We start from the raw sequence: 24,021 nt of genomic DNA, 5'->3' as shown, positions 1-24,021 counted from the left end.
CCAGACCATCGCAGAAGGATGAGCGCACGGGAGTGCATGCAGCGGGCCCGGCAGTGCGGGCCGCTGCATGCGCCAGGGGTCACGCTCAGCCGGCCTTGGCCGACAATGCCATGCCCAGCTTGAGCGTGGCGCCGACGTTGCGCGCCGCCGAGCGCAGGTTGAAGGCGGCGTCCGCCATCGCCTCGGCCGCGGTGCAGGCCTTGCGCACGGTGCTGAAGGTGGCGTCGATACCGTGCGCGTGCACGGCCGCCGCGTCCGGCGCCAGGCAGCCGCCGATGGCGATCACCGGCTTGCCGTGGCGCCCGGCCACGCGCGCCACCCCGATCGGAGTCTTGCCGTTGACGGTCTGGCTGTCGATGCGCCCTTCTCCGGTGAACACCAGGTCGGCATCACGCAGTGCCTTGTCCAGCCCGACGGCGTCGGCCACGATCTCGCTACCCGGCCGCAGGCGTCCGCCCAGGAACACCATCATCGCCGCCGCGATGCCGCCGCCGGCGCCGGCGCCGGGCACCTCGGCCACGTCCTGGCCGGTGTCGCGCGCGACGATGGCGCCATAGTGGCGCAGGTTGGCGTCCAGCTGCGCCACCATGTCCGGCGTGGCGCCCTTCTGCGGTCCGAAGATGGCGGACGCGCCCTGCGGCCCGACCAGTGGATTGCTGACGTCGCAGGCCACCTCGAACACGCAGTCGCGGATGCGCGGATCGAAGCCGGACAGGTCGATGCGCGCCAGCGCCGCCAGCGCGCCCCCGCCCGGCCCGAGCGCCTGCCCATCCGCATCGAACAGGCCGGCGCCGAGCGCCTGCAGCATGCCGGCGCCGCCGTCGTTGGTGGCGCTGCCGCCCACGCCCAGGATGAAACGGCGCGCGCCGGCGTCGAGCGCGGCGCGGATCAGTTCACCGGTGCCGCGGCTGGTGGTGATCAAGGGATCGCGCAGCGCCGGCGCCACCAGTTCCAGGCCGCTGGCGGCGGCCATCTCGATCACCGCGATGCGCTCGCCGTTGGCGTCTCCGCTCAGGCCATAGAAGGCTTCGACCGGCGTGCCCAACGGCCCGGTGGCCTGCAACACCACGCGCCGGCCGTTGGTGGCCGCGGTCAATGCATCCACCGTGCCCTCGCCGCCGTCGGCGACCGGCACTTTGACGTACTCGGCGTGCGGAAAGATCTCGCGCAGGCCGGCCTCGATGGCGCTGGCCGCCTCCATGGCGGACAGGCTTTCCTTGAACGAATCGGGTGCGATTACGATTTTCATGAGGGATTCCCCGTTAGCGGTTGACCAGGCGCGCCGGCACCACCAGCACCAGCATGGCGCCGACGAACAGCACACTCGACAGCAGATACAGCGCCACATCGGTACTGCCGGTGGCGTCCTTGATCCAGCCCACCAGGAACGGGCTGAGGAAACCGGCGATCTGGCCCATCGAATTGATCAGGGCCAGGCCGGCGGCAGCGGCCGCGCTGCCCAGGAAAGCCGCCGGCAGCGGCCAGAACATCGGCAGGCCGGTGAGCGCGCCCATCGTCGCCAGGCTCAGGCCGACCATCACGATCACGGTATTGCTCGAGAAGTTGGCGGCCAGCAGCAGGCCGCCCAGCGCCATCAGGAGCGGCACTGTCAGGTGCCAGCGCCGTTCGCGCCGGCGGTCGGCCGAGCGTCCCACCAGCACCATGAACACGCCGGCGAACAGGTAGGGAATCGCGCTCAGCCAGCCGACCGTGGTGGCGTTCTCGAAGCCGAGCGCCTTGATGATCGAGGGCAGCCAGAAGTTGATCGCGTACACGCCCATCTGGATGCTGAAGTAGATGAAGCCGAGCATCCACACGTGCCAGTCGCGCAGCACCTGGCCGAACGAGTGCACCGCGTGCACGCCGGCGGCGCGCTGCGCTTCGTCGTTGTCGAGGGCGGTCTGCATCGCCGCCTTTTCGTCGTTCGACAGCCAGCCGGCGGCCTTGATGCCGTCGTTCAGGTAGAACCAGACCCCGACGCCGAGCAGCACGGTCGGCACGCCCTGCAGCAGGAACAGCCACTGCCAGCCGTCCATGCCGCCCTGGCCGTGCGCGAAGTGGCTCAGCATCCAGCCCGACAGCGGCCCGCCGATCAGGCCCGAGACCGGAATCGCGGACATGAACAGCGCCATCACCTGGCCGCGCTTGTGCGACGGGAACCACTTGGTGAAGTACAGCACCATGCCCGGGAAGAAGCCGGCTTCGGCCACGCCGGTGAAGAAGCGCAGCACATAGAACTCGAACGGCGTGGTGACGAACAGCATGCAGGCCGACAGTGAACCCCAGGCCACCATCATCACCGCGATCCAGCGCCGCGCGCCGAAGCGGTGCAGGATCAGGTTGCTCGGCACGCCGAAGGCGACGTAGCCGAGGAAGAAGATACCGGCGCCCAGGCCGTAGACGGTTTCGCTCAGCTGCAGCGCGTCGAGCATCTCGAGCTTGGCGAAGCCGACGTTGACGCGGTCCAGGTAATTGAACAGGTAACAGATGAAGATGAAGGGGATCAGGCGCCAGGTGGCCTTGCGATAGGCGCCGTCCAGCAAGTCCGCGTGCGGGCCGGACGCCGGATCCGTTCCCTTGATGCCGGGAACGTTTGAAGCATTGCTCATGGTGTCTCCGAGTTTGTTTTGTACAAAATATCGTGCATGACTATCTACAATTATCGGTCAAGTCGCCGGATTGCCGCGTCGGCGCTTCGCACGAATCCGGCGCGTCCGCTTGCGGCTTTTTTTATGCATTTGCACAACAGCCTTCCAATCACGCAATGCCTGCCTGTTGCGCAATCCCTTGTGCAAAGTCACAATCGCACGATGCACTCACTCGATACCGCCTTGGCCCGGGACATCGTCACCCGTACGATGCAGATCATTCCCTTCAACGTCAACGTCATGGACGTCAATGGTGTGATCCTGGCCAGTGGCCAGCCGGAGCGGATCGGCGAAGTCCATGCCGGCGCCCTGCTGGCGCTGGCGCGCAAGGTGACCGTGGAGATCGACGCCGCGTCTGCGCCCGGCTTGCACGGGGCCCAGCCCGGCATCAACCTGCCCTTGAGCGCCGACGGCCAGCTGTGCGGTGCGATCGACCTGAGCGGCGAACCGGGCCAGGTGCGTCAGTTCGGCGAACTGGTGCGCCTGAGCGCCGAGATGATCCTGGAGCAGGCGGCGCTGACTCAGGAACTGCAGGGCAATGCGCGCTACCGCGAAGCTTTCGTGCTGAACCTGATTCGGTACGAAGCCGGCGCACGCACCGAACTCGAAGGCTGGGCGCGCCGCCTCGGCTTTGGCGTCGAGCGCGTGCACGTGGCCTTTTTGCTGGAGCTGCTGCCGGGACACGAGGACGCCGGCCGCTCGCTGGTCGAACTGCAGCGCCTCCAGATGCGGCTGCAGGCGCGGCGCGAAGAGGCGCTGACGGCGACCGTGGGGCCGGGCGAGATGGTGCTGCTGGAGTCGATGGACCCGGGCCGCAAGGGCCTGGAAGGCTTGCCGCAGCGGCGCCTGCAGGCATTGTCGAACGTCATCCGCGAAGAATGCGCGCTGCCGTTCACGCTGTCGATGGGCATTGCCCACAGCGGCATCGAGGGCGCGGCAGTATCATACGGTAGCGCGCGCACGGCGGCGCGCCTGGGCCGCGCGCGCTTGCCCGGGCAGCAGACCTTCAGCTACTACGAGCTGGCGCTGCCGGTGCTTCTCGCGAGCCTGGGCAGCGGCTGGCAGGCGACCGAGCTGCGCCAGCCGATGGCGCGCCTGGCGCAAGACCGCAGCGGCGCGATGCTGCGTCTGACCCTCGACACCTGGTTCGCGCGCGACGAAAATCTGGCCGCCACCGCCGCCGCCCTCGGCATCCACCGTAACACGCTCGACTACCGGCTGCGCCGCATCGGCGAACTGACCGGGCTGGTGCTGGCGCGCAGCGAAGACAAACTGCTGCTGTACGTGTCGGCGCTGCTCAGTCCACATTGAGCAGGCGCCGCAACTGGGCCGCCTGGTAGGCGCCAAAGGTGTCGCTGAACAGGCAGCGCACCAGCGGGTCATCGACCACGTCGGCGTCCGGCAGGTCTTGTTCGGTGGCGGCGTCGAACCTGGTCGCGTTGATGCGCACGTACATCGAGGTCAGCGACTCGCCCAGTGCCAGTGCGGCGTACAGCTTCACCATCGGCACTTCAGTGATCCAGCCGAGCGGGCCGGCGTCCGGGCCGACCGGGGTTGCCGTGTCGCCGTCGAGGCGGTAGCGCCAGTGGGTCGCGCTACCCACGTGGTCGAACAGCGTCAATTGCCAGATGCGCGGCCGGTCGAAGTAGCCGCAGGCGGCGGGTACGTCGCCGTATTTCTGGGCCAGTCCCGCGCGGCAGTAATCCAGCACGCGTTCTTGCTGTTCTGCGTTCAGCTGCGCGCCGTCGCGCGCCAGCAGGCGGGCGATCTCGCTCGTGGGCGGCGGCGCGGCATTGCCTTCATAGACGTAGTCGACGTCCTGCTCGCCCACGGGCGTGATCCAGCCGAGCGATGGCGCCGCATGGATGCCGGCATCGTCGAGCCGCACCGACACGCCCGGATTCAGGCGCACGATCTGCGCATCCGGCAGTGCGGCGCCGACTTCGCGCGTGAACCGGGCGTAGGTGATCGGGAAGAAGGCGCGGTTGTACCACGACCACGGCTCCTGCACGAACTGGCAGGAACTCGGCACCACGTAGCGCGGCGCCAGCGCCTGCAGCTGCGCGATCCATTCCTGGGGCAGCTCGGGCGGCGCGGCGGCGGCGCGCGTCGGCGCCAGCACTTCCAGTTCGCGCATGGTCTGGAACGGCCACAGCACCATGTCCCACGGCCCCTCATCCACCAGCTGCGCCAGCGTGCCGTCGTCGATCCACGAGTCGACCACGTTCAGCACGTTCATCCCGGCCGCCCGCACCTGGAACATCGAGTCGACGTCGGCGTCCATCGCTTCGCGCGGGGTCACCGCGAACGGACCGACATTGATCGCTTCGTTCAGGCGCAGCGGCCGCACGTCGGTGAAGCCGAGCCGGCGCACCATCCCGAACAATTCGTCGAAGATGCAGTAGATGAGGATCGGCGTGTCGCGCGCCAGCAGGTCCAGGCTCTCGAGCGAGCAGTGGTCGTCGTGGAAATGCGAGATGAACACCGCGTCGAAACGCTGGGCGCGGATCGCGTCCCGGTCGAAGCGCAGGTCGGGAAACGCATGGCAGTTGCGGCTGAAGGGATTCTCGAAGATCGTGTCGAAGGCGATGCGCACGCCCTCGCACTCGAACACATAGCCCGCATGCAGAATGCGTGAAACGGTCAATCCTGGGCTCATGTGGGTCCTTTCTTCGTGAAGGCGGCATTCTACAACGGTGTTCATGGCCCGGCAGCCTGTAGAATCGCGGTTTTGCCCGACCAATCTCATGCGCCCACACGACACGCCGCCCGCCGCCGACCCGTCCTATCACGCCAACGAGAAGCATTCGGAACTGATCCTCGGCCTGGACGACCGCCCCGCTCCCCTGCTCGGCATGCTCGCGGCGTTGCAGCACCTGCTGGCGATCATCGTCCCGATCGTGACGCCGGGCCTGCTGATCTGCCAGGCGCTGGGCGTCTCAAGCCGCGACACCAACCTGATCGTCTCGATGTCGCTGGTGATCTCGGGCATCGCCACGTTCGTCCAGTGCCGCCGCTTCGGGCCGTTCGGCGCGGGCCTGCTGATCGTGCAGGGCACCAGCTTCAACTTCGTCGGTCCGCTGATCGCGGGCGGCGCGCTGATGGTGAAACAGGGCACGCCGGTGGAAGCGGTGATGGCCGCGATCTTCGGCGTGGTGGTGGCCGGCTCCTTCGTCGAGATGGGCGTGTCGCGCATCCTGCCCTTCGTCAAACGCCTGATCACGCCGCTGGTGACAGGCATCGTGGTCCTGATGATCGGCCTCACGCTGATCAAGGTCGGCCTGATCAGCATGGGCGGCGGCTACACGGCCATGGCCAACGGCAGCTTCGCCAACGGCGAAAACCTGATGCTGTCCGGCGTGGTGCTGGCCATCATCGTCGCCATCAACCGCGTGCCGGTGGTGTGGATGCGCAGCGCCGCCATCGTGATTGCGCTGGCGGTCGGCTATGCGCTGGCGGCCTGGCTCGGAAGGCTCGACTTCACCGGCATGCACCAGGCGCCGGCCTTCCAGGTGCCGCTGCCGCTGCACTTCGGCCTGGGCTTTTCGTGGGCGCTGTTCGTGCCGATGCTGGTGATCTACCTGGTCACCTCGCTCGAAGCGATCGGCGACGTCACCGCCACCAGCAAGGTCTCGCGCCAGCCGGTCTCCGGTCCGCTGTGGATGGAGCGCATCAAAGGCGGGGTGCTGGTCAACGGCGCCAACTCGCTGCTGGCCGGGATCTTCAACACCTTCCCCAGCTCGATCTTCGCCCAGAACAACGGCGTGATCCAGCTGACCGGCATCGCCAGCCGCTACGTCGGCATGTGGATCGCGCTGTTCCTGGTGATCCTGGGCCTGTTCCCGGCCGTGGCCGGGGTAATCCAGGCGGTGCCGGAGCCGGTGCTGGGCGGCGCGGCGATGGTGATGTTCGGCGCGGTGGCGGCGGCCGGCATCAACATCCTGGCCAGCGTCCACCTCGACCGGCGCGCCCTGCTGATCATCGCGGTGTCGCTGGCGCTGGGCCTGGGCGTGTCGCAGGTGCCCGAGTTCCTGGTGCACATGCCGGCCGCGGTGCGCAACGTGCTGGAATCGGGTGTCGCCACCGGCGGCCTGTGCGCGCTGGTGCTGAACTGGTTTTTACCTGAGACGCCGAACGCCAACCCTGCGGGAGAACACTGATGTGGGCGCGCGGTCTTGTGGCCGGACTCCTGTCGCTGGTCGTCCTCCTGGTCACCGGCTGGGGCGTGCTGGCGCTGTGGTTCCAGCTGTCGCGCCCATGGGCGCTGGCCTTCGGCGCCGTCTGGTGCCTGCTGGGATCGGCCGTGCTGGCGGTGATGCTGCTCGCACCCGCGCGCCGCTACTGGCGCCAGGCGCTGCTGGCCTGCGCGGTCGGCGTGGTGGCCATGGGCGCCTGGTATCAGGGCTTGACGCCCTCGCATGACCGCGTGTGGGCCGACGATGTCGCCCGGATGCTCGAAGCGCACGTCGACGGCGACATCGTCACCATCGACAACGTGCGCAACTTCGACTGGCGCAGCGAGACCGACTACACGCCGCGCTGGGAGACCCGCCAGTACGACCTGCGCAAGCTGGAGTCGGCCGACCTGATCTTGTCGTACTGGATGGGGCCGCACATCGCGCACACCCTGATCGCGTTCGAGTTCAGGGACGGGAAGAAGCTGGTGTTCTCGCTCGAGATCCGCAAGGAGCGCCAGGAATCGTTCTCCGCCATCGGCGGGTTCTTCCGCAACTTCGAGCAAGTGATCGTCGCCGCCGACGAGCGCGACATCGTGCGCACGCGCAGCAATGTGCGCGGCGAGCAGGTCTACCTGTACCGCCTGCGGGCAAAACCGGAACACCTGCGCGCGGTGCTGCTCGACTATCTGGAGCGGGCCGAGAAGCTGCGTCACCACCCCGAGTGGTACAACACCCTGACCAGCAATTGCACCACCATCCTGTTCGAACTGGCGCGCCGCATCTCGCCCGGGCTGCCGCTCGACTGGCGCCTGCTGGCCTCCGGCCACTTCGCCGAATACGCCTACGACCAGGGCGCGCTGACGCCGGACCATCCGTTCGCCGAACTGCACGAGCGCGGCTACATCAACCAGCGCGCGCTGGCGACCGACCGCGATGGATCCGATTTTTCGCGCGCGATCCGGGTTGGAGTGCCGGGCATTGCGCGGCCATAATGAATGAGGCTGGAGAAGCGCGGCTGGAATGCGACAGCACGACGAATGAATGATGTGGGTCTTGCGGACGATCAAACGAACGGCGGAGGTATGATTGCTGCAAGGCAGTTTCTCGGATAGAACTAAATGTTTCTGACGAACCCGGACACCACATGAACCAGCATTCGGCACGCATACACCGCGCGGCATCGCGCATCCTGGCGCAGTTGTCGGCCGCCGCGGCCTGCGCCGCTTTGCTGGCGCCGACAAGCGCCACGGCCAGCACCTGCTTCGGCACCACGGACAGCGGCCGCATCGAAGGCGCCGTGACTCTGCCGGCGTCCGGGCGCAACTTCTCGGCCTATTCGGCCCTGGGTGTGCACTTGGGCCGCACCTACGTGCACACGACGGTGCGCGACATCGTCGCCGCCAGCTACCGCGAGCTGGAAGCGATCCAGCCCGGCGTCACCTACGTGTACGGCGAGACCGGCCTGCGCAACGGCGGCCCGATGCCGCCGCACCGCACCCACGAGACCGGGACCTCGGTCGACTTCATGGTGCCGGTGCGCGCCAGCGACGGCAGCCCGGCCACCCTGCCCGCCTCGGCCGCCAACCGTTTCGGCTACGACCTCGAATTCGACAGCAAGGGCGTGCTGGGCAAGCTGCGCATCGACTACGCCGCGCTGGCCGCGCACCTGGACCAGCTGAACCAGCAGGCGCGCAAGCACAATGCCGCCATCAAGCGCGTGATCTTCGATCCGGCGCTGGCCCGGCACCTGTTCGATACGCCGGCCGGGCCGCGCATCAAGTCGCTGCCGTTCATGGCGACCAAGCCGTGGGTGCGCCACGACGAGCATTACCACGTCGATTTCGCGATCCGCTGCGCGCCGAAGCGTTAGCGGACCGCACGATCGCTCAGGCGCTCAGCGCGACTGCAGCGCCGCGATACGCTCTTCGATCGGCGGATGGCTCGAGAACAGCGCCAGCGCGCCGCCCTTGCCCGAGATGCCGAAGGCGCTCATGTTCTTCGGCAGTTCGCCCTCGGCGATGCCGCCCAGGCGGCGCAGCGCGGCGACCATCGGCTGGGCGCGGCCCATGATGGTGGCGGCGCCGCGGTCGGCGCGGAATTCGCGCTGGCGCGAGAACCAGGCCACGATGATGCTGGCCAGGATGCCGAACACGATCTCGCACACGACCACGGTGACCATGTAGCCGATGCCGGGGCCGGACGACTCTTCGTCGTTCTTGCGCAGCATGCTGTCGACAAAATAGCCGACGATGCGCGCCAGGAAGATGACGAAGGTGTTGACCACGCCCTGGATCAGGGTCAGCGTCACCATGTCGCCGTTGGCGATGTGGGCCACTTCGTGCGCCAGCACCGCCTCGACCTCGTCCTGGTTCATCGACTGCAGCAGGCCGGTCGACACCGCAACCAGTGAGCTGTTCTTGGTGGCGCCGGTGGCGAAGGCGTTCGGCTCACCCTCGTAGATCGCCACTTCCGGTATGCCGATACCGGCCTTCTGCGCCTGCGCGGCGACGGTATTAAGCAGCCACTGCTCGGTGCTGTTGGACGGCTGCTCGATCACGCGCGCGCCGGTCGACCACTTGGCGATCGGCTTCGAGATCAGGAGCGAGATGAAGGCGCCGCCAAAACCCATCAGGGCGGCGAAGGCCAGCAGCATGCCCAGGTTCAGGCCATTACTGGTGAGGAAGCGGTTCACGCCCAGCAGGCTGGCGCTCACGCTCAGCACGAGCATGATGGCCACGTTGGTGGCGAGGAACAAAATAACGCGTTTCATGGATTTCCTTTCGGGTTCAAAAATAATTCAGGGTTTTGCTTCGGTCTCGGCATCCGCCGAGTCCTGCTCTGCGGTCGGATCCAGGCGGCGCACCGCGACGCGCGCGATGCGGCGCTCCTCGATGGCCAGCACCTCGAAGCGCAGGCCGTCCAGTTCCAGCGCCTGGCCGACCTGCGGCATGGTCTCGAAGCGCGCCAGCAGCAGGCCCGCCAGCGAGGTGTAGTCGGCGTCGTCGCTGACCAGGACATCGGTTTCCAGCACCTGCTCCAGCAGGTGCAGGTCGGCGCTGCCGTCGACTTCCCAGCTGCCATCGGCCTGCGGCCGGATCGCCGGCTGCTCGTCCTCGTCGGGGAATTCGCCGGCGATCGCTTCCAGGATGTCGACCGGCGTCAGGAGGCCCTGGACCACGCCGAATTCGTCCAGCACCAGCACCAGCTGGCCGTGGGCGCGCTTGAGCGTGTCGATCGCTTTCAGGACGCCGGCGGTATCGGGCAGCACGATCGGCGCACGGATGGTATTGCCGGCCGTGGCGTCGATCCAGCCGTGCATGGCCAGGGTGCCCATCAGGTCCTTGGTGCGGGCGATGCCGACCACGTTATCGAGCTGTCCGCGGGACACCGGCAGCAGGCCATGCGGGGTTTCCTGCAACTGGCGCAGGATGTCTTCGGGCGCGGCTTCGAGGTCGATCCACGACATGTCGGCGCGCGGCGTCATGATCGAGCGGATCGAGCGGTCGGCCAGCGTCAGCACGCCGCTGACCATATTGCGCTCTTCGACCGCGAACGCGTCTTGCGCCGCTGCTTCGCCCTCTTCCGGGGCCTCCACCGTTTCGGACCGCTTGCGGCTGCCCATCAGGCGCAGCACGCTTTCGGCGGTGCGCTCGCGCAGCGGCACACGCGCCTCATTCTTGAGGAAGTTACGGCGCGCGAACTGGTTCAGGGCCTCGATCAGGATCGAGAAGCCGATCGCGGCGTACAGGTAACCCTTGGGAATGTGGAAGCCCAGGCCTTCGGCCACCAGGCTCAGGCCGATCATGAGCAGGAAGCTCAGGCACAGCACCACCACCGTCGGGTGCGCGTTGACGAAGCGCGTCAGCGGCTTGGAGGCCAGGATCATGACGCCGATCGAGATCACCACCGCCGCCATCATCACGCCCAGCTCGTCGACCATGCCCACGGCGGTGATCACCGCGTCGAGCGAGAACACGGCGTCCAGCACCACGATCTGCGCCACCACGGCGGCGAAGCCGGCGTACACCTTGGACTGGGTGGCGACGTGGGTCACGCCTTCCAGACGTTCGTGCAGCTCGACCGTCGCCTTGAACAGCAGGAACACGCCGCCGATCAGCAAAATCAGGTCGCGCCCGGAGAACGACAGCGGACCGACCGAGAACAAGGGCGTGGTGAGCGTGACCAGCCATGAGACGATCGTCAGCAGGCCAAGGCGCATCGCCATCGCCAGCGACAGGCCGATCAGGCGCGCTTTGTCGCGCTGGTGCGGCGGCAGCTTGTCGGCCAGGATCGCGATGAAAATCAGGTTGTCGATCCCGAGCACGATCTCCAGGACCACCAGTGTCAACAGGCCCGCCCAGATGGTCGGGTCGAATAGCCATTCCATGTCATTGCCTCATTTGATAAGTTCACGTTACTCCCGGCCGCTGCACATGCGGCGGGACGATGCAAGACGTCGTTCGCGCGGCGCGGCGGGAAAAAAAGTCGGGCCCGGGCATGGCCGGCGGCGTGCGCGTCACGAAGGACACACGCGGCGGCGCCATGCCGGGCAGCGGCTTACAGCGTGGGAGGCGGTTTCAGCGGAGGGAAGGCAGACTGCGCGCGCGGTAGCGGCGCGCTGGCCGCGATGCTGCTGCCGGGTAGCAGCACCAGTTGCAGCTTGTCTTCTTCATTGACCTGGTCATGCAGGTCGGCCACGGCGGGCGGCTCGTCGGAATCGAGGTCGCCGCCGTTCTGGGTGTCGAACAGATGGGAGAACAAGGTGTCGGCGACGGGCGTCGCCGGCTCGACGTGTTGCAGCGCGCTGGGCTGGTCGTGCTGGAACGCGGCGACCGACATCGACATCGCCAGGACATTCAGGGGAAACAGCAGGATCAGCCAGATGACGAATAATCGTCGCATACACACGTCAGAGATGATAACGGTGCCAGTATAACATGCGGGCGCGGTGCGACCCGCCGTGTCCCGGTGTCAGGGCGCCGGCTGCCGTTCGTGACTCGGCCCGCTAGTCAGCGGCACGCCGCCCTTCCACTGCAGCCGGTCGATGCACATGCGGCGCGTGGTCTGCGCCACGTCCCAGGCGTGGTAGACGATCCAGGTCTGGCTGCCGTCGGGTGACGTGGTAAAACTGTTGTGGCCCGGCCCGATCGCGGCGCCGGCGCGGCTGCGCATCAGGAGCGCCTCGTGCCCGCCCTCGGGCCGGCGATAGGGTCCGAGCGGATGATCGGCCACCACGTAGCTGACGCCATAGTTGTCCTTCTCCCAGGCGCCGCCGCTGTAAAAGCAGTAGTACTTGCCGTCGTGATGCAACACCGACGCGCCCTCCACCGTGTGCCAGTCGAATACCCGGCCGTACATGGTGCGGCCCTTGCGGAACACGTGCCAGTCGTGGTGCGGGCGCACCACCACCTGCGGGTCGCCCGCCAGCGTGGTCATGTCGAGCAGGCGGTCGGCCACGATGCCGGTGCCGACCCGATGGTCGTCTTCCAGCTCGAGGAAGTCGACGCAGTAGAACAGGTACCACTGGCCGTCCGTGTCACGGAAAGGATGGGCGTCGATCGAGAACGGTTGATCCGGGACCAGGATATGGCCGGTATCGGTGAACGGCCCGGCCGGATGGTCGGCTACCGCCACCCGCAGCTGCTGGTCGGTGCCCTCCGGCGCCGAGCCGGACGAGTAGTACATATAGAAGCTCCCGCCGTGCGTCGCCACTTCGGGCGCCCAGTAATGCGCGCCGCCGTTCGGCTGCAGGCAATGGCCGAGCGGCTCCCATTCGACCAGGTCGGTCGAGCGCAGCACCGGAATCTGGCGTCCGTCGGCGCCGCCGGGCGCGGTGCCGTAGGCGTAGTACACGCCCTCGTGTTTCAGCACGAAGGGATCGGCCATGGTGTCGGGATAGACCGGGTTCTGGTAGGTTCGCTGCATTGCGGCTCCTGCTGCTGGGTGGATTCCATGAAAAAGCCGCCAGGGTCCTGGTGGACGCTGGCGGCGTGCTTACGTTTTACCCGACATCGTGCATTACATCCGGAAGCGCAGGCTCACGCCATACGTGGTCGGGTTGTAGCGGATGTCGCGCGGCTGGTAGGGACCCAGCTCGCTTTCGAACTTGGCGCGGGTCAGGTTGATCGCATCGAATTGCAGCGACACCTTGTCGTTGATCTCGTAGCCGATGCTCAGGTCGACGAAGGTGTTGGCCTTGACGATGCGGTCCTGGTTGTACGGCGCCTCGGCGATCTGCTCGACGAAGTCGCCGCGGCGGGTTGCCGCCAGGCGCGCGGTAAAGCCGCTGCCTTCGTACAGCAGCGCCACGTTGTAGTTCTGCTTGGCCACGCCCACCAGCGGCGTCTTGGTGAACGTGTCGCTGCCGAAGCTGGTCTTGGACTCGTTCTCGCCGTCGATCCAGGTGTAGTTGAACTGCGCACCCAGTCCGCTCCAGGCGCCCGGCAGGAAGTCGAAGAACTTCTGGATGCCGAATTCGGCGCCCTTCAAGGTGCCCTTGCCCGAGTTCTGCGGGCGCGTCACGCGGTAGGTCTGGCCGTCGATGACTTCATCGTTGGTGAAGCTTTGCAGGTAGCCGTCGATGTCGCGGTGGAACAGCGCGATCTGGGCGTAGCCGTTCTTCTGGAAGTAGTACTCGAGCGTGGCGTCGATGTTGGTCGAGCGGGTCGGGTCGAGTTCCGGATTGCCGGCGCCGCCGCTGCCGGGTGCGTTGACGGTCGGCGGAATCAGCGACAGGGCCGGGTTGAGCTGGCCGAAGTCGGGACGGGTGATGGTCTTGCCGACCGAGAGGTGCGACTGCCAGGCGTCGGTCCAGGCCACCACCGCCGAGGCGCTCGGCAGGAAGTTGGTTTCATAGGTCGACAGGTCGACATCGGACACCACGTCGCCGATGCGGCTCTGGCCCTGCAGCTTGCGGTTCAGGCGGATCGCGCGCGCGCCGACTTCACCGCTGACCTCCACGCCTGCAACGTCGGTCTTGAAGCGGCCCGCCAGGTACAGCGTGGCGCTGCGCTCGCGCTGGTCGAACAGGCGCGCCGGATCGTCCGGCACCCGGCCCGTTCCCGCGCCATACGCCTCGCGCACGGCGTCGGCATTGTCGATCAGGTAGTCGCTCGACGGCGTGGCCCAGGGGCCACCCAGGCGGTCCAGGCCCGGCACGATCTGCTGGAAGTCGCTGCCGAACAGGCCCAGTGGGGTCGGACGCACCGCGCCGGTGAAGTCGGAATGGCCTTCGGCGCCGTGGTAGCTGGCCTTGCGCGAGGACAGGCGCACGCCGCCCAGGATCGCGTTGAAGAAGCCGTCGCCGCCCAGGCGATAGATGGCGTCGCTGCGCCATTGCAGCTGGTCGCCGGCCTGCTCGTTCCAGTTCTGCACCAGGCCGCGCAGCACGTACTGGCTCGGGTCGCGCATGGCGTTGGCGCTGCCCGGGGTGGTGATGCTGTTGAAGCCGCCGTGGCCGTCGCGGCCATAGGCGTAGACGCTGGCGCTGGCGCCAGGCACCTGCTGGTCGACGATCAGGGTGTCGTTGACGAATTTCGACTTGGTGTAGCCCAGCTGCGAATCGACCGAGAGCGGTCCGTTGGCGTACTTCAGGCCCAGGTTCAGGTAGTGGGTGGTGGTGCGTTCGTTCTGGCCCCAGGTGCTGGTGGCGCTGTACGGATCCCAGTCGTACGCCCCGCCGAACTGGGCGCCCGGGGCATTGGCCGACAGGATCGGGCACACGGTGCCGCCCAGCGCGCAGTTGCCGCTACCACCGGGCGCCATCACGACGTCGGTCAGGCGCGGCGCCCAGGTGACGTTGCTCATGATGTAGTTGACCGCGTTGCGGCCCTGGTAGCCCATGCCCAGGTACTGGGCGCTGGCTTGCCAGTTGGGGTTGATCTTCCACTGGAAGGCGCCGTGGATGCTCTGACGTTCGCGCTCGCCGCTGTTGTAGATGCCGCCGATGTTGGGCAGCTGGCCCAGCACGTCGCCGGCGCGCGCCGGCGTGAAGGGACCGGTTTCGCCCAGGCGCACGGCGGTGCCGTCCGGGTTCACCGAGAACACATTGGTCGGGCGGTCGTTGTACTGCACCGGATAGGCCCAGTTCTCGCGGTTGACGGCGACGTCGAACAGCGCGCCCATCTCGCCGAAGTCGGTGTCCCAGCGGTTGCTGACCAGGAAGCCGCCGCCCGGATTGTGCTTGTTCTTGGTGGCGCTGCTGCCGTTGGTCTTGTTCAGGCGGTCCTCGACGTAGCCGGTGGCGGTGAAGCCCTTGTTGTCGAACGGGTTGCGCAGGCGGATGTTGACCGCGCCGGCGATGCCGCCCTCGAACTGGTTGGCGGTGGCCGATTTATACACTTCCATGCCGCCGATCGACTGCACCGGCAAGTCCTGGTAGGCCAGGCGGCGCCCGGCCGCGGTGAAGATCTCGTTGCCGTCCAGCGTGGTGGCCACGTCCGGCAGGCCGCGGATGATCACGGTGCTGGTCTGGCCGCGATCGCGCCCCACCTGCACGCCGGCGACGCGCTGCAGTGCGTCGCCGGCTGCGCGGTCGGGGAACTTGCCGATGTCGTCGGCGTTGATGGCGTCGACCACCTGCACCGCGTCCCGCTTGATCGTCTCGGCCGAGCGCAGGCTCTGGCGCAGGCCGGTCACCTGGACCACGGCCGCATTGGCCGGAGCCGGCGCTGCGACTGGCGCTGGCGCCGCCGCATCTTGCGCGGTCGGCGCTGCCTGGGCAGCCTGCGCAGACGCCGCGGCAGGCGCTACCTGGACGGCCGCCGGCGCGCTGGCCGGGGCTGCGGTAGTTGCGCCTTCGCTCGCGGGAGCGGTCTGCGCCAGCGCGGGCGCGCCGTACGCCGACATCAACATGATGGCGGCGCAGATCGGCTTGACTTTCAATCGGGACATGCTTTCTCCTTGTTTCTGTATGAAGTCCCCCAGGCCGGTCTGGCCGGCGCGGGGCCGCGTAGCATATCAACATCTCAACAATGACGTCGCCCGCGACCGAATCGGCCGCGGACCGCAGCGTCAGCGCGCCTGCAACAGGGGCGCTTCTTCGCGCTCGGTCCAGCCGGGCGCGAACACGATGCCGTCGGCATCGAACAAAAAGGCGCGGCTGGCCGGGAACACCAGTTCCACCCGGCTGCCCGGCGCCGGCGGCGCGATGTCGGCGTCGCATTTCACTGCCACCATCTCGCTCTGGGCACCGGCTCCGCCTTCGACGTGGGCGTACACCAGCGTCACGTCGCCCAGGTATTCGACCAGCGCCACGGTGGCCTTGACGCCGCCGTCCTGGCGCCCTTCGCCGGCGTTGGGACGGACGATCTGCAAGTGCTCGGGGCGCACGCCGAGCGTGACGCGCGCGCCGGGTTGCGCACGCGCGACGTCGGCCGCCACCTGTACCCTGGCCCCGCCGGCCAGCGACACGCTGGCGCCGTGCCCCGCTTCCCCCACCAGCGTGGCCTCGAAGAAGTTCATGCGCGGCGAGCCGAGAAAGCCGGCCACGAACTTGTTGGCGGGCCGCTCGTACAGGTCGACCGGGGTGCCGACCTGCTCGATGCGCCCGCCGTTCAGGACCACGATCTTCTGGCCCAGCGTCATCGCTTCGACCTGGTCGTGGGTCACGTAGATCATGGTCGCCTGCAGTTCGCGGTGCAGGCGCGCCAGCTCGACCCGGGTCTGGCCGCGCAGCGCGGCGTCCAGGTTGGACAACGGTTCGTCGAACAGGAATACCTGGGGTTTGCGCACGATGGCGCGTCCGATCGCCACCCGCTGGCGCTGGCCGCCCGACAGCGCCTTGGGTTTGCGCTCCAGCAGGTGCTCGATCTGCAGGATCTGCGCCGCGCGCCCGACCCGCTCCGCGATCTCGGCTTTCGGCACCTTGGCCAACTTGAGCGCGAAGCCCATGTTCTCAGCCACGCTCATGTGCGGATACAGCGCATAGCTCTGGAACACCATGGCGATGCCGCGCCGGCTCGGCTCCACCGTGTTGCTGACCTGGCCGCCGATTTCCAGCGTGCCCTCGGTGATGTCTTCCAGGCCGGCGATGATGCGCAGCAGGGTCGACTTGCCGCAGCCGGACGGGCCGACGAACACCACGAATTCGCCATCCGCGATCGACAGGTCGATGCCCTTGATGACCTGGTTATTGTCGTACTGCTTCCTGATGCCGCGAAGGCTGACCGATGCCATGATGCGTTCCTGTCTCTCTATTCTTTGCTTACCCTGTCAGCCTTTGAGCCCGCTCGCGGCCAGGAAGCCCTGGGTCACGCGACGCTGGAACAGCGCATACGCCAGACCCACCGGCAAGGCCCCGAGCAGGGCCGACGCCATCAGCTGGGCGTAGCGCACCCCGAAGGCGTCGTAGGTCTGGGTCAGGCCGAGCGGGATGGTCATCATGTCGTTCGAGGTGACGATGATGAACGGCCACAGGAAGTTGTTCCAGGCCCCGATGAAGGTCACGATCGCCATCGCCCACACGATGTTGCCGGAGATCGGCAGGTACACGCTCCACAGCACGCGCAAGGGGCCGGCGCCATCCATCACCGCCGCTTCGCGAAAGTCGGCCGGAATCTGATCAAAAAACTGTTTGAAGACGTAGATCACGACCGGCGAGACCACCTGCGGCAGCACCAGGCCGGCATAGCTGTTGATCAGGCCGAGCTGGTTCATGGTGCGAAACAGCGGCACCAAGAGCGCCTCGAACGGCAGCAGGAAGGCCAGCATCGCCACCCCGAACAGCAGCGAGCGGCCGCGAAAGCGCAGCTGCGAAAACGCGTAGGCGGCCATCAGGCTGATCGCCATCGTCACCACCGTCACGAGCAAGGCCACCAGCGCGCTGTTGAACAACCAGCGCGGCAGGTTGCCGGCGCCGAGCGTGATGCGGAAGGCATCCAGTGTCCAGTCCTGCGGCAGCCAGTGGAACACGGCCGACACGGTCTCGTGCTCCGGGCGCAGCGCGGTGGACATGGCCCACAGCAGCGGGAAGGTCCATAGCGCGGCCAGCACCAGGCAGGCGATGGCGCCGGCGACCGTCCAGCCGAGTTGCGAACGTTGCTGCATCGCTCCGTTCATGCGCCTCTCCTCGCCAGCGAGCGCACCAGCCACGCGTGCAGCAGCGACAGCGCGATCACCACGAACACGAAGGCCATCGCGATCGCCGCCGCGTAGCCGGCATCGCTGTAGGTGAATGCGGTTTCGTACATGTAGTGCAGCGTGACGCGGGTGGTGTTGAACGGCCCGCCCACGGTGAGGATGTAGGTCTGGCCGAAGATCTTGAGCGAGGCGATCAGCTGCAGCAGCAGCGCGGTGCCGACCACCGGCCGCAGCTGCGGCCAGGTGATGGTGCGGAACAGCGTGAAGCCGCGCGCGCCGTCCAGCGCCGCCGCCTCGTACAGCTCGGCCGGGATGTTGCGCAGGCCGGCCAGCAGCATCAGCATGTTGAAGCCGACCGTCCACCAGATGGTGCCCAGCGCCACCGCCGGCATGGCCCAGTCGACGTCGGCCAGCCAGGCGCGCTGGCCGCCGACGATGTAATTGATCACGCCCGACGACGGCTGCAGCATCCAGTCGGCGATCAAGGCCATCACCGAGATCGGCAGCACGTAGGGCAGGAAGAACGCGCCCTGCAGCCAGGCTTGATAACGCGTGAAGCGGTGCACCAGCAGCGCCATCAACAGACCCAGGCCGACCAGCGGGATCACGGTCAGCAGCGAGAAATAGAAGGTGTTGCCGAGCGACGACCAGAAGCCCGGGTCCTGCACCAGGGTCGCGTAGTTGTCCAGGCCGACGAAGCCGCTGGTGCGGGTCAGGCTGCTCTCGGTAAGGCTGAGCCAAAAGGTCTGAAGCGCCGGCGCCAGGAAGAACAGCAGGAAGGCGGCGACAAAGGGCGCCAGCAGCAGCGTGGCGGACAGGCCTTCGCGGCGCGCACCGCCCTGCTCCCTGGTGGCGGTGGTGGCAGCTGGTGTCGTGCGCTGCACGGCGGCGGATGGCGTCGTCATTCGGTTCTCCATCAATAGCGCGGCGGCGCCTTGCGCAGCAGGCGCGCGGCGTCGGTCTCGAACATGCGCATCGCTTCGAACGGCGTCAATTGGCCCATCAGCGCGCCCGGCATGAACTTGGACGCCATCGACTCGACCGGCCCGGCCGCGCCCATGTACCAGCCGTCCGGATCGTAGACCACGTTCCGCGCGGCGGCAGCGTATTCGGCGTTCGGCATCAAGACGCGCGCCTGCGCCGACTCGGCCACCGGGCGGTAGGCCGGCACGTGGCCGCCTTCGGCCCAGCCCATCGAGTTGCGGCTGACGTAGGCGACGAAGGCCAGCGCCGCGCGCAGCTTCTCGGGCGACAGTGGCCGGCCCTCGTTGGCCGGCAGCGCAAAGGCGTGCGAGTCGGTCCAGACGCTGGCGTCCTGGTACAGGCGCGGCAGCGGCGCGATGCCGTAGTCGAAGCCGAGCGTGCGCTGGCGCGTGGTGCGCACCATTTCCGGCACTTCCCACACGCCGTTGATCATGAAGGCGGCGCCGCCGCCCATGAACTGGCTGGTCGAGGCCGGGTAGTTCAGCCCGGCCTGGGCGTAGCCGCGGCTGAACCAGGCACTGATTTTGGCCAGTTCCTCGACCCCGGCCGAGCCGTAGGCAAAGCGGCCGTTCTCGATCAGCGGAACCTTGCGCTGGGCCAGCAGCGAGAGCCACAGGCGCCAGATCGCGAACGAGCTCTGGTTCGCCTCCATCGCCAGCCCGGCCCGGCCGGTGCGCTCGCGCGCCACCCGGAACGCCGCCGTCAGCGCCTCGTAGCCTTCGATCGGCGCCAGGCGTCCGGCGCCATCGAGCAGACCAGCCTTTCCGGCCAGGGTCTTGTTGTAGTACAGGACCAGCGGGTGCATGTCGAGTGGGATCGCATAGTTGCGGCCCGCATGGCGCGACTTGTTCCACTGGCGCGGAAAGTAATCCTCGCCCTTCAGGCCGGCCGTGGCCAGCTCGGCGTCCGCAATCGGGCGCAGCACGCCGCCGCCGGCCAGGTTGGGCAGGCGCGACAGGTGGATGGTGGCGATCTCGGGGCCCGCCCCCACCACCGACGAAGTGATCAGCTTGGTGTAGAACGGCTCGCCCCATTTCAGGGTGGTGCTGACCACGCGCACCGCGCGCTGGCCGGCGTTGAAGGCGTCCACCAGCGCCTGCATGCGGGCGCCGTCGCCGCCGCTGAGCAGGGTCCACATCCGGATCTCGACCGGCGTCCGGGGCTGCGCCGGCACGGGCGCGCCCGGCAGGCCGAGCAGCGTGGAAGCGGCGAGAAAGCGTCTGCGTTGCACTACGTGGTCTCCGTATCTTTTCTGGTCCAGCGGACCTGTGCCGGTCCGTTCGGACTGCGCTGATGCACTGCGCATATCCTGTGTGATCGCGCGGCGCCGTGGTGCGGTGCCGACATTGCAACCTTGCTATTGTCTTCGTTCTTGCCGCGGCGTGGCGCACGAGCGCGCGCAAAGCGCCCGTCAATACCGCTACTTGACCAGCGTCGTGCCCTTCACCACCGGCTGTCCATCCACCCAGTCGAGACGGTCGATATACAGGAAGCGGCGATTGGCGCGGGTGCCGTCGGCCTTCATCTCCCAGGCGTGATAGGCGATGTAGTCCTGGCCGTTGGCACGGAACACACCCTGGTGGCCCGGCCCCATCAGATAAACCTCGGTTCGGCTCTTGAGGAAGGGGCCGTCGCCCACCGGCTGGCACGGTCCGGTGGGACCGGCGCAACTGGCATGGCCGACGGCGTACGAGCCGGCGCCGAAATCATTGGCCGAATACAGCAGCGTGTATTGTCCATCGCGCACCACCATGGTCGGCGCCTCGATCACCTTGCCCTCCCACGGCCGCCCGTTGGTGAGCAGCATGGTGGGCTGGCCGACGGTGGCCAGGCCGTCGGGCCGCAGCTCCTGCACGAACAGGTGGGTCGGCTTGTTGCAGCAGTTGCCGTCGCTCTTGAAGTACAGGTACAGGCGCCCGCCTTCGAGCAAGGGACTGGCGTCGATGGTGCCGCCCAGCGCCGCCTGGCATACCAGCGGCGCGTTCGACTTGTCGACGAAGGGGCCGGTCGGCGCACGCGCCTCGGCCACGCCGAGGCACTGGCGATCGGACGCGCGATCGTGCGCGGTGTAGTACAAAACATAGCGCTCGCCCAGCTTGATCACTTCGGGCGCCCACACGTGCGGCACAGGCTGGCGCACCCAGCGCGCCAGGATCGGCATCGCGTCCGGCAGCGCGCGCCAGGTGCGCAGGTCGGTCGAATGCAGCAGCTGAACATGGCGCTCGTTGGCGTTGGTGCCGTAGGCGTAGTAGCCGCCGCCGTCGGGCAACACGAAGGGATCGGGGAAGTCGCCGAGCGAGCTGGCGACCGGCTGTGCGTTGGCCGGTGCGGCGCACAGGGCGACCAGTGCGGCCAGTCCGATGCCGGCGATGCGCCGGCGTCCGGTATGGGCGGCAAGGCGCGCACGCGCGCCGCCGGTGGCGCGTGACAGGTGGTGGTTCATGTGCAGTCGTCTCCTCTGCTGGCGTGTCGTGCACGCTCGTTATGGCAGAGATAATACGGACCGCGGCGGCCGCTGTTGTATAACGAAATGCGCGCGAGCTATACCATATCCGTATGCATGAGCGCGGCCGCCGGTGTGCCCGCGCCCGGCGCCAGGCCGGCCGCTTCGCGCAGCGCGGCCAGCATCGCCTCGGCCGACGGCGACAGGTGATGGCGCTTGCGCGTGATGATGCCGTACACCCCGGCGTGCAGCCGAACGTCGAGCGGCAGCAGCGCCAGCGCGCCGGCGTCCAGTGAGGTCTGGACCAGCTCGGGCGGGAGCGCCACCACCCGGTCACTATCGAGCAGCAGGCGTGGCACCAGCGGCAGCGAGACGGTTTCGATGATGTCGACCGGCTGCGCCAGGCCCCTGCCCACGAACAACGCCATCAGCTGCTCTCGCAGGCGTCCCGGTGGCGGCATGATCCAGGCCGCGCCGGCCAGTTCCTCGATACTCAGGTCGGGGCGTTGCAACCAGGGATGGCCGGCGCGCACGATCAGGCGATGCGGTTCGTCAGCGAGCGGTTCGAAATCGAGTTCTGCGGCGGCGGACGGATCGAGGATGCGGCCGACCACGATATCGAGTTCGCCGGCGCGCAACTGCTCGACCATCGTCTTGCTGGTGTCGACCGCCACCGCCACTTCGACCTTCGGATCGCGTGCCTTGAGCAGCTTGAGCGCGCGCGGCAGCAGCGTGGCGGCCGGGGCGCGCACGCTGCCAACGCTGACGCGTCCGCCGGAACCGGCCTGGCCCTGCATGATCTCCTGGTGCGCGGCGTCCATCTCGGCCAGCGCCGCGCCGGCGCGCCGGATCAGCACCTTGCCGTACCAGGTCGGGGCGACGCCGCGCGGCAGGCGTTCGAACAGCGGGACGCCAAGGGCGTGCTCGAGTTCCCCGATCAGCTTGGATGCCCCGGGCTGGGTCAGGCCGGCGGCTTCGGCGGCGTGCAGAATGGAGGCGTGACGGCCCAATTCGACCAGCAGCACCAGGTGCCGGGTCTTGAGGTGGAAGCGGATGAATCGGGCCGAAGACGAATCGCGCATGCCGCATTGCGAGGTTGAGGTCGTTTAATCTTAAAGTAACTGGCGAGCATGCGTCAAACGCGGGGCTTTCTGCAGAACGGGGCAGCCGAGCAGGTTTCGTACCGCTACCACCCCATCCACGCGCCCTATTTCTTAGAGAATTTCGGATCTGATGTATGACCTTTCTCGGCAAGACGCGCAAGGATCATTTTTTTGAATCGGAAATCATTATATGCAGAATACTCGGGCAAGCCCTTTGCTTCTGCAACGTCGATAGGTCTATTATTTCCGAAAATGTCCGTAGCGACGAGCGCATATGGCGGAACTCCATATACATATCTCAACGAGCTGGAAATGCTCTCCTGGCACGAAGCCGGGCTGACGCTCGATGATGCGCCAATCTCCCATATCGCCTATTTCAAGCAGGGAATAGCAGTCGATTGGTACCGGTGGAATCAGCCACTCTTTTTTAGTACCATGATCAAGTACAGGCTGGCTTGAGAAATGATCGAATATTTCAGCGATTGCGCCAATCGACACCTTGGCAATAATGCGACCGAATCCATAGCGGCGATCATCCAGCTTGTAGGCGAAGACGTCTCCTGGCATGACCTTTTGTCTTTTTTTTCGCTTCGCTGTTTTAATGAGAACCTCTTTCACCTCCAATCCGTCGAAACCAGAGACCACATCACTATCGACGTTCACCTTGAACGCCAAGTTCAACGCATACCCGAGTTCTTGTAATGTCGGCTTGCTGGAAAGATCTTCCTGAAATTCCGAGCTGAAGTCGCGCAAAAAATGACGCACTGTATCCAGTACGGCATCACCTACCATTATTTCAGGATTTTCCGGCGCGTTCCACCAACCCATCGTTCTTCTCCAATCGCAAGTAAAAATCATATCTTCTAAAAACTATCCGCTGCCACCGGACAAAGCTGCATTATGAGCTCCTTGAATCGGAAATCATCATAAGGCGAAAACTCTGGCAACCCTTCCGCTTCCTGGGCACTAATCGGGCGGCTATTTTCGAAGATATCGGTGACGGTCAGGGCAAACGGCGCTGCGCCGTACACATATCGTAAAGCGTGGAATCGTTCGTCTGGGACATAGCCTGGCTGGTGATCAACGATACGCCAATCGCCCAATGCGCCGACTTCGAGTAGGGGATAACTCTCAATAGGCACCGGAGGAATCAGCCATTTCTCTTCCCAGCTGTGATCAAAGATAGGCTGACTCGAAAAAAAGTCGAAGATTTCCGCAATTGCTCCGATCGAAACATTGGCGACTATTCGACCGAAGCCGAAACGGTTATCGTCTAACCGGTATGCAAATATATCTCCCGGACTAACTTTCTGCCTTTTTTTTCTTTTTGCGGTTTTGATGATCACCTCTTTAACCTCAAGCTCATCAAAACCGGAAACAATCTGGTTATCAACATTCACTTTGAATGCAAGGCCCAGGGCGTACGCGAGCTCTTGCAAAGTTGGCTTCCTTGAGAGGTCTTCCTCGAACTCGGCTGTGAAGTCTTTGAGAAAATGGCGTACCGTGTCCAATACGGCGTCGCCGACCATGATTTCTGAATTTTCCGGTGCACTCCACCAACCCATTTGTAGCCTCCTGTCTCGATA

General features: G+C 66.4%; 20 protein-coding genes. 4 read left to right on the top strand and 16 right to left on the bottom strand.

Features of this window, described 5'->3' with window-relative positions; genetic code table 11:
• Positions 1-85 precede the first annotated feature (85 nt).
• Both QPK27_RS14095 and QPK27_RS14090 read right to left on the bottom strand, forming a co-directional pair.
• Positions 86-1,249, bottom strand: a complete 1,164-nt coding sequence (locus tag QPK27_RS14095; RefSeq protein ID WP_290418881.1) for a glycerate kinase — start codon at positions 1,247-1,249, stop codon at positions 86-88.
• A 13-nt stretch (positions 1,250-1,262) separates the two neighbouring features.
• Entirely contained in the window at positions 1,263-2,609 is a 1,347-nt protein-coding gene (locus tag QPK27_RS14090; RefSeq protein WP_290418880.1) for an MFS transporter, read from the bottom strand.
• A 201-nt stretch (positions 2,610-2,810) separates the two neighbouring features.
• On the opposite strand from QPK27_RS14090, the gene QPK27_RS14085 reads away from it, so the two are divergent.
• Complete coding sequence (locus QPK27_RS14085) at positions 2,811-3,959, top strand: sugar diacid recognition domain-containing protein (RefSeq protein ID WP_290418879.1); 1,149 nt, start codon at positions 2,811-2,813, stop codon at positions 3,957-3,959.
• Here the strand turns inward: QPK27_RS14085 and QPK27_RS14080 are convergent.
• A complete protein-coding gene (locus tag QPK27_RS14080) occupies positions 3,946-5,307 on the bottom strand; it encodes an MBL fold metallo-hydrolase (protein ID WP_290418878.1) in 1,362 nt (453 codons plus the stop codon). The genes QPK27_RS14085 and QPK27_RS14080 overlap by 14 nt on opposite strands.
• A gap of 88 nt (positions 5,308-5,395) precedes the next feature.
• Here QPK27_RS14080 and QPK27_RS14075 point away from each other — a divergent pair, with 88 nt between their 5' ends.
• From QPK27_RS14075 to QPK27_RS14065, 3 genes are all read left to right on the top strand, one after another.
• Positions 5,396-6,808, top strand: a complete 1,413-nt coding sequence (locus QPK27_RS14075) for a nucleobase:cation symporter-2 family protein (RefSeq protein ID WP_290418877.1) — start codon at positions 5,396-5,398, stop codon at positions 6,806-6,808.
• Complete coding sequence (locus tag QPK27_RS14070) at positions 6,808-7,818, top strand: DUF4105 domain-containing protein (protein ID WP_290418876.1); 1,011 nt, start codon at positions 6,808-6,810, stop codon at positions 7,816-7,818. Before QPK27_RS14075 ends, QPK27_RS14070 begins: the two co-directional genes overlap by 1 nt.
• A 152-nt stretch (positions 7,819-7,970) precedes the next feature.
• Positions 7,971-8,696 (top strand): penicillin-insensitive murein endopeptidase, encoded by a 726-nt coding sequence (locus QPK27_RS14065; RefSeq protein ID WP_290418875.1) that lies wholly within the window; start codon positions 7,971-7,973, stop codon positions 8,694-8,696.
• A 24-nt stretch (positions 8,697-8,720) separates the two neighbouring features.
• Here the strand turns inward: QPK27_RS14065 and htpX are convergent, their stop codons facing one another.
• The 13 genes from htpX to QPK27_RS14000 form a co-directional block, all read right to left on the bottom strand.
• Positions 8,721-9,596 (bottom strand): protease HtpX, encoded by an 876-nt coding sequence (gene htpX / locus QPK27_RS14060; protein WP_290418874.1) that lies wholly within the window; start codon positions 9,594-9,596, stop codon positions 8,721-8,723.
• Positions 9,597-9,623: 27 nt separating this feature from the next.
• Complete coding sequence (locus QPK27_RS14055; protein WP_290418873.1) at positions 9,624-11,213, bottom strand: TerC family protein; 1,590 nt, start codon at positions 11,211-11,213, stop codon at positions 9,624-9,626.
• A gap of 170 nt (positions 11,214-11,383) precedes the next feature.
• Positions 11,384-11,728 (bottom strand): hypothetical protein, encoded by a 345-nt coding sequence (locus QPK27_RS14050; RefSeq protein WP_290418872.1) that lies wholly within the window; start codon positions 11,726-11,728, stop codon positions 11,384-11,386.
• A gap of 69 nt (positions 11,729-11,797) precedes the next feature.
• The gene (locus tag QPK27_RS14045) at positions 11,798-12,751 is read right to left on the bottom strand and encodes a glycoside hydrolase family 43 protein (RefSeq protein WP_290418871.1); all 954 of its coding nucleotides are present in this window, start codon (positions 12,749-12,751) and stop codon (positions 11,798-11,800) included.
• Positions 12,752-12,844: 93 nt separating this feature from the next.
• Positions 12,845-15,718 (bottom strand): TonB-dependent receptor, encoded by a 2,874-nt coding sequence (locus QPK27_RS14040; RefSeq protein WP_290418870.1) that lies wholly within the window; start codon positions 15,716-15,718, stop codon positions 12,845-12,847.
• A gap of 120 nt (positions 15,719-15,838) precedes the next feature.
• A complete protein-coding gene (locus tag QPK27_RS14035; protein WP_290418869.1) occupies positions 15,839-17,002 on the bottom strand; it encodes an ABC transporter ATP-binding protein in 1,164 nt (387 codons plus the stop codon).
• 36 nt (positions 17,003-17,038) lie between these two features.
• The gene (locus QPK27_RS14030) at positions 17,039-17,884 is read right to left on the bottom strand and encodes a carbohydrate ABC transporter permease (protein WP_290418868.1); all 846 of its coding nucleotides are present in this window, start codon (positions 17,882-17,884) and stop codon (positions 17,039-17,041) included.
• Complete coding sequence (locus tag QPK27_RS14025; RefSeq protein WP_290418867.1) at positions 17,881-18,810, bottom strand: carbohydrate ABC transporter permease; 930 nt, start codon at positions 18,808-18,810, stop codon at positions 17,881-17,883. The genes QPK27_RS14030 and QPK27_RS14025 overlap by 4 nt, the downstream gene beginning before the upstream one ends.
• Positions 18,811-18,821: 11 nt before the next feature.
• Entirely contained in the window at positions 18,822-20,120 is a 1,299-nt protein-coding gene (locus QPK27_RS14020; RefSeq protein ID WP_290418866.1) for an extracellular solute-binding protein, read from the bottom strand.
• 189 nt (positions 20,121-20,309) lie between these two features.
• The gene (locus QPK27_RS14015) at positions 20,310-21,332 is read right to left on the bottom strand and encodes a glycoside hydrolase family 43 protein (RefSeq protein ID WP_290418865.1); all 1,023 of its coding nucleotides are present in this window, start codon (positions 21,330-21,332) and stop codon (positions 20,310-20,312) included.
• Positions 21,333-21,430: 98 nt separating this feature from the next.
• Positions 21,431-22,414: a LysR substrate-binding domain-containing protein gene (locus QPK27_RS14010; RefSeq protein ID WP_290418864.1), complete on the bottom strand. Its 984-nt coding sequence runs from the start codon at positions 22,412-22,414 to the stop codon at positions 21,431-21,433.
• A 261-nt stretch (positions 22,415-22,675) separates the two neighbouring features.
• Complete coding sequence (locus QPK27_RS14005) at positions 22,676-23,263, bottom strand: Imm26 family immunity protein (RefSeq protein ID WP_290418863.1); 588 nt, start codon at positions 23,261-23,263, stop codon at positions 22,676-22,678.
• Between the two features lie 35 nt (positions 23,264-23,298).
• Positions 23,299-24,000 (bottom strand): Imm26 family immunity protein, encoded by a 702-nt coding sequence (locus tag QPK27_RS14000; protein ID WP_290418862.1) that lies wholly within the window; start codon positions 23,998-24,000, stop codon positions 23,299-23,301.
• Positions 24,001-24,021 lie beyond the last annotated feature (21 nt).

Source organism: Massilia sp. YIM B02443, assembly GCF_030411955.1.
GTDB lineage: Bacteria > Pseudomonadota > Gammaproteobacteria > Burkholderiales > Burkholderiaceae_D > Telluria.
This window is presented reverse-complemented; position numbering and strand designations above follow the sequence as displayed.

Bases quoted from the DNA above. Each gene is read 5' to 3' on its own strand.
- QPK27_RS14085 (WP_290418879.1), top strand. From the start codon at position 2,811: ATGCACTCACTCGATACCGCCTTGGCCCGGGACATCGTCACCCGTACG.
- QPK27_RS14045 (WP_290418871.1), bottom strand. From the start codon at position 12,751: ATGCAGCGAACCTACCAGAACCCGGTCTATCCCGACACCATGGCCGAT.
- QPK27_RS14005 (WP_290418863.1), bottom strand. From the start codon at position 23,263: ATGGGTTGGTGGAACGCGCCGGAAAATCCTGAAATAATGGTAGGTGAT.
- QPK27_RS14065 (WP_290418875.1), top strand. From the start codon at position 7,971: ATGAACCAGCATTCGGCACGCATACACCGCGCGGCATCGCGCATCCTG.
- htpX (WP_290418874.1), bottom strand. From the start codon at position 9,596: ATGAAACGCGTTATTTTGTTCCTCGCCACCAACGTGGCCATCATGCTC.
- QPK27_RS14075 (WP_290418877.1), top strand. From the start codon at position 5,396: ATGCGCCCACACGACACGCCGCCCGCCGCCGACCCGTCCTATCACGCC.
- QPK27_RS14015 (WP_290418865.1), bottom strand. From the start codon at position 21,332: ATGAACCACCACCTGTCACGCGCCACCGGCGGCGCGCGTGCGCGCCTT.
- QPK27_RS14030 (WP_290418868.1), bottom strand. From the start codon at position 17,884: ATGAACGGAGCGATGCAGCAACGTTCGCAACTCGGCTGGACGGTCGCC.
- QPK27_RS14050 (WP_290418872.1), bottom strand. From the start codon at position 11,728: ATGCGACGATTATTCGTCATCTGGCTGATCCTGCTGTTTCCCCTGAAT.
- QPK27_RS14000 (WP_290418862.1), bottom strand. From the start codon at position 24,000: ATGGGTTGGTGGAGTGCACCGGAAAATTCAGAAATCATGGTCGGCGAC.
- QPK27_RS14040 (WP_290418870.1), bottom strand. From the start codon at position 15,718: ATGTCCCGATTGAAAGTCAAGCCGATCTGCGCCGCCATCATGTTGATG.
- QPK27_RS14090 (WP_290418880.1), bottom strand. From the start codon at position 2,609: ATGAGCAATGCTTCAAACGTTCCCGGCATCAAGGGAACGGATCCGGCG.
- QPK27_RS14080 (WP_290418878.1), bottom strand. From the start codon at position 5,307: ATGAGCCCAGGATTGACCGTTTCACGCATTCTGCATGCGGGCTATGTG.
- QPK27_RS14055 (WP_290418873.1), bottom strand. From the start codon at position 11,213: ATGGAATGGCTATTCGACCCGACCATCTGGGCGGGCCTGTTGACACTG.
- QPK27_RS14035 (WP_290418869.1), bottom strand. From the start codon at position 17,002: ATGGCATCGGTCAGCCTTCGCGGCATCAGGAAGCAGTACGACAATAAC.
- QPK27_RS14070 (WP_290418876.1), top strand. From the start codon at position 6,808: ATGTGGGCGCGCGGTCTTGTGGCCGGACTCCTGTCGCTGGTCGTCCTC.
- QPK27_RS14025 (WP_290418867.1), bottom strand. From the start codon at position 18,810: ATGACGACGCCATCCGCCGCCGTGCAGCGCACGACACCAGCTGCCACC.
- QPK27_RS14010 (WP_290418864.1), bottom strand. From the start codon at position 22,414: ATGCGCGATTCGTCTTCGGCCCGATTCATCCGCTTCCACCTCAAGACC.
- QPK27_RS14095 (WP_290418881.1), bottom strand. From the start codon at position 1,249: ATGAAAATCGTAATCGCACCCGATTCGTTCAAGGAAAGCCTGTCCGCC.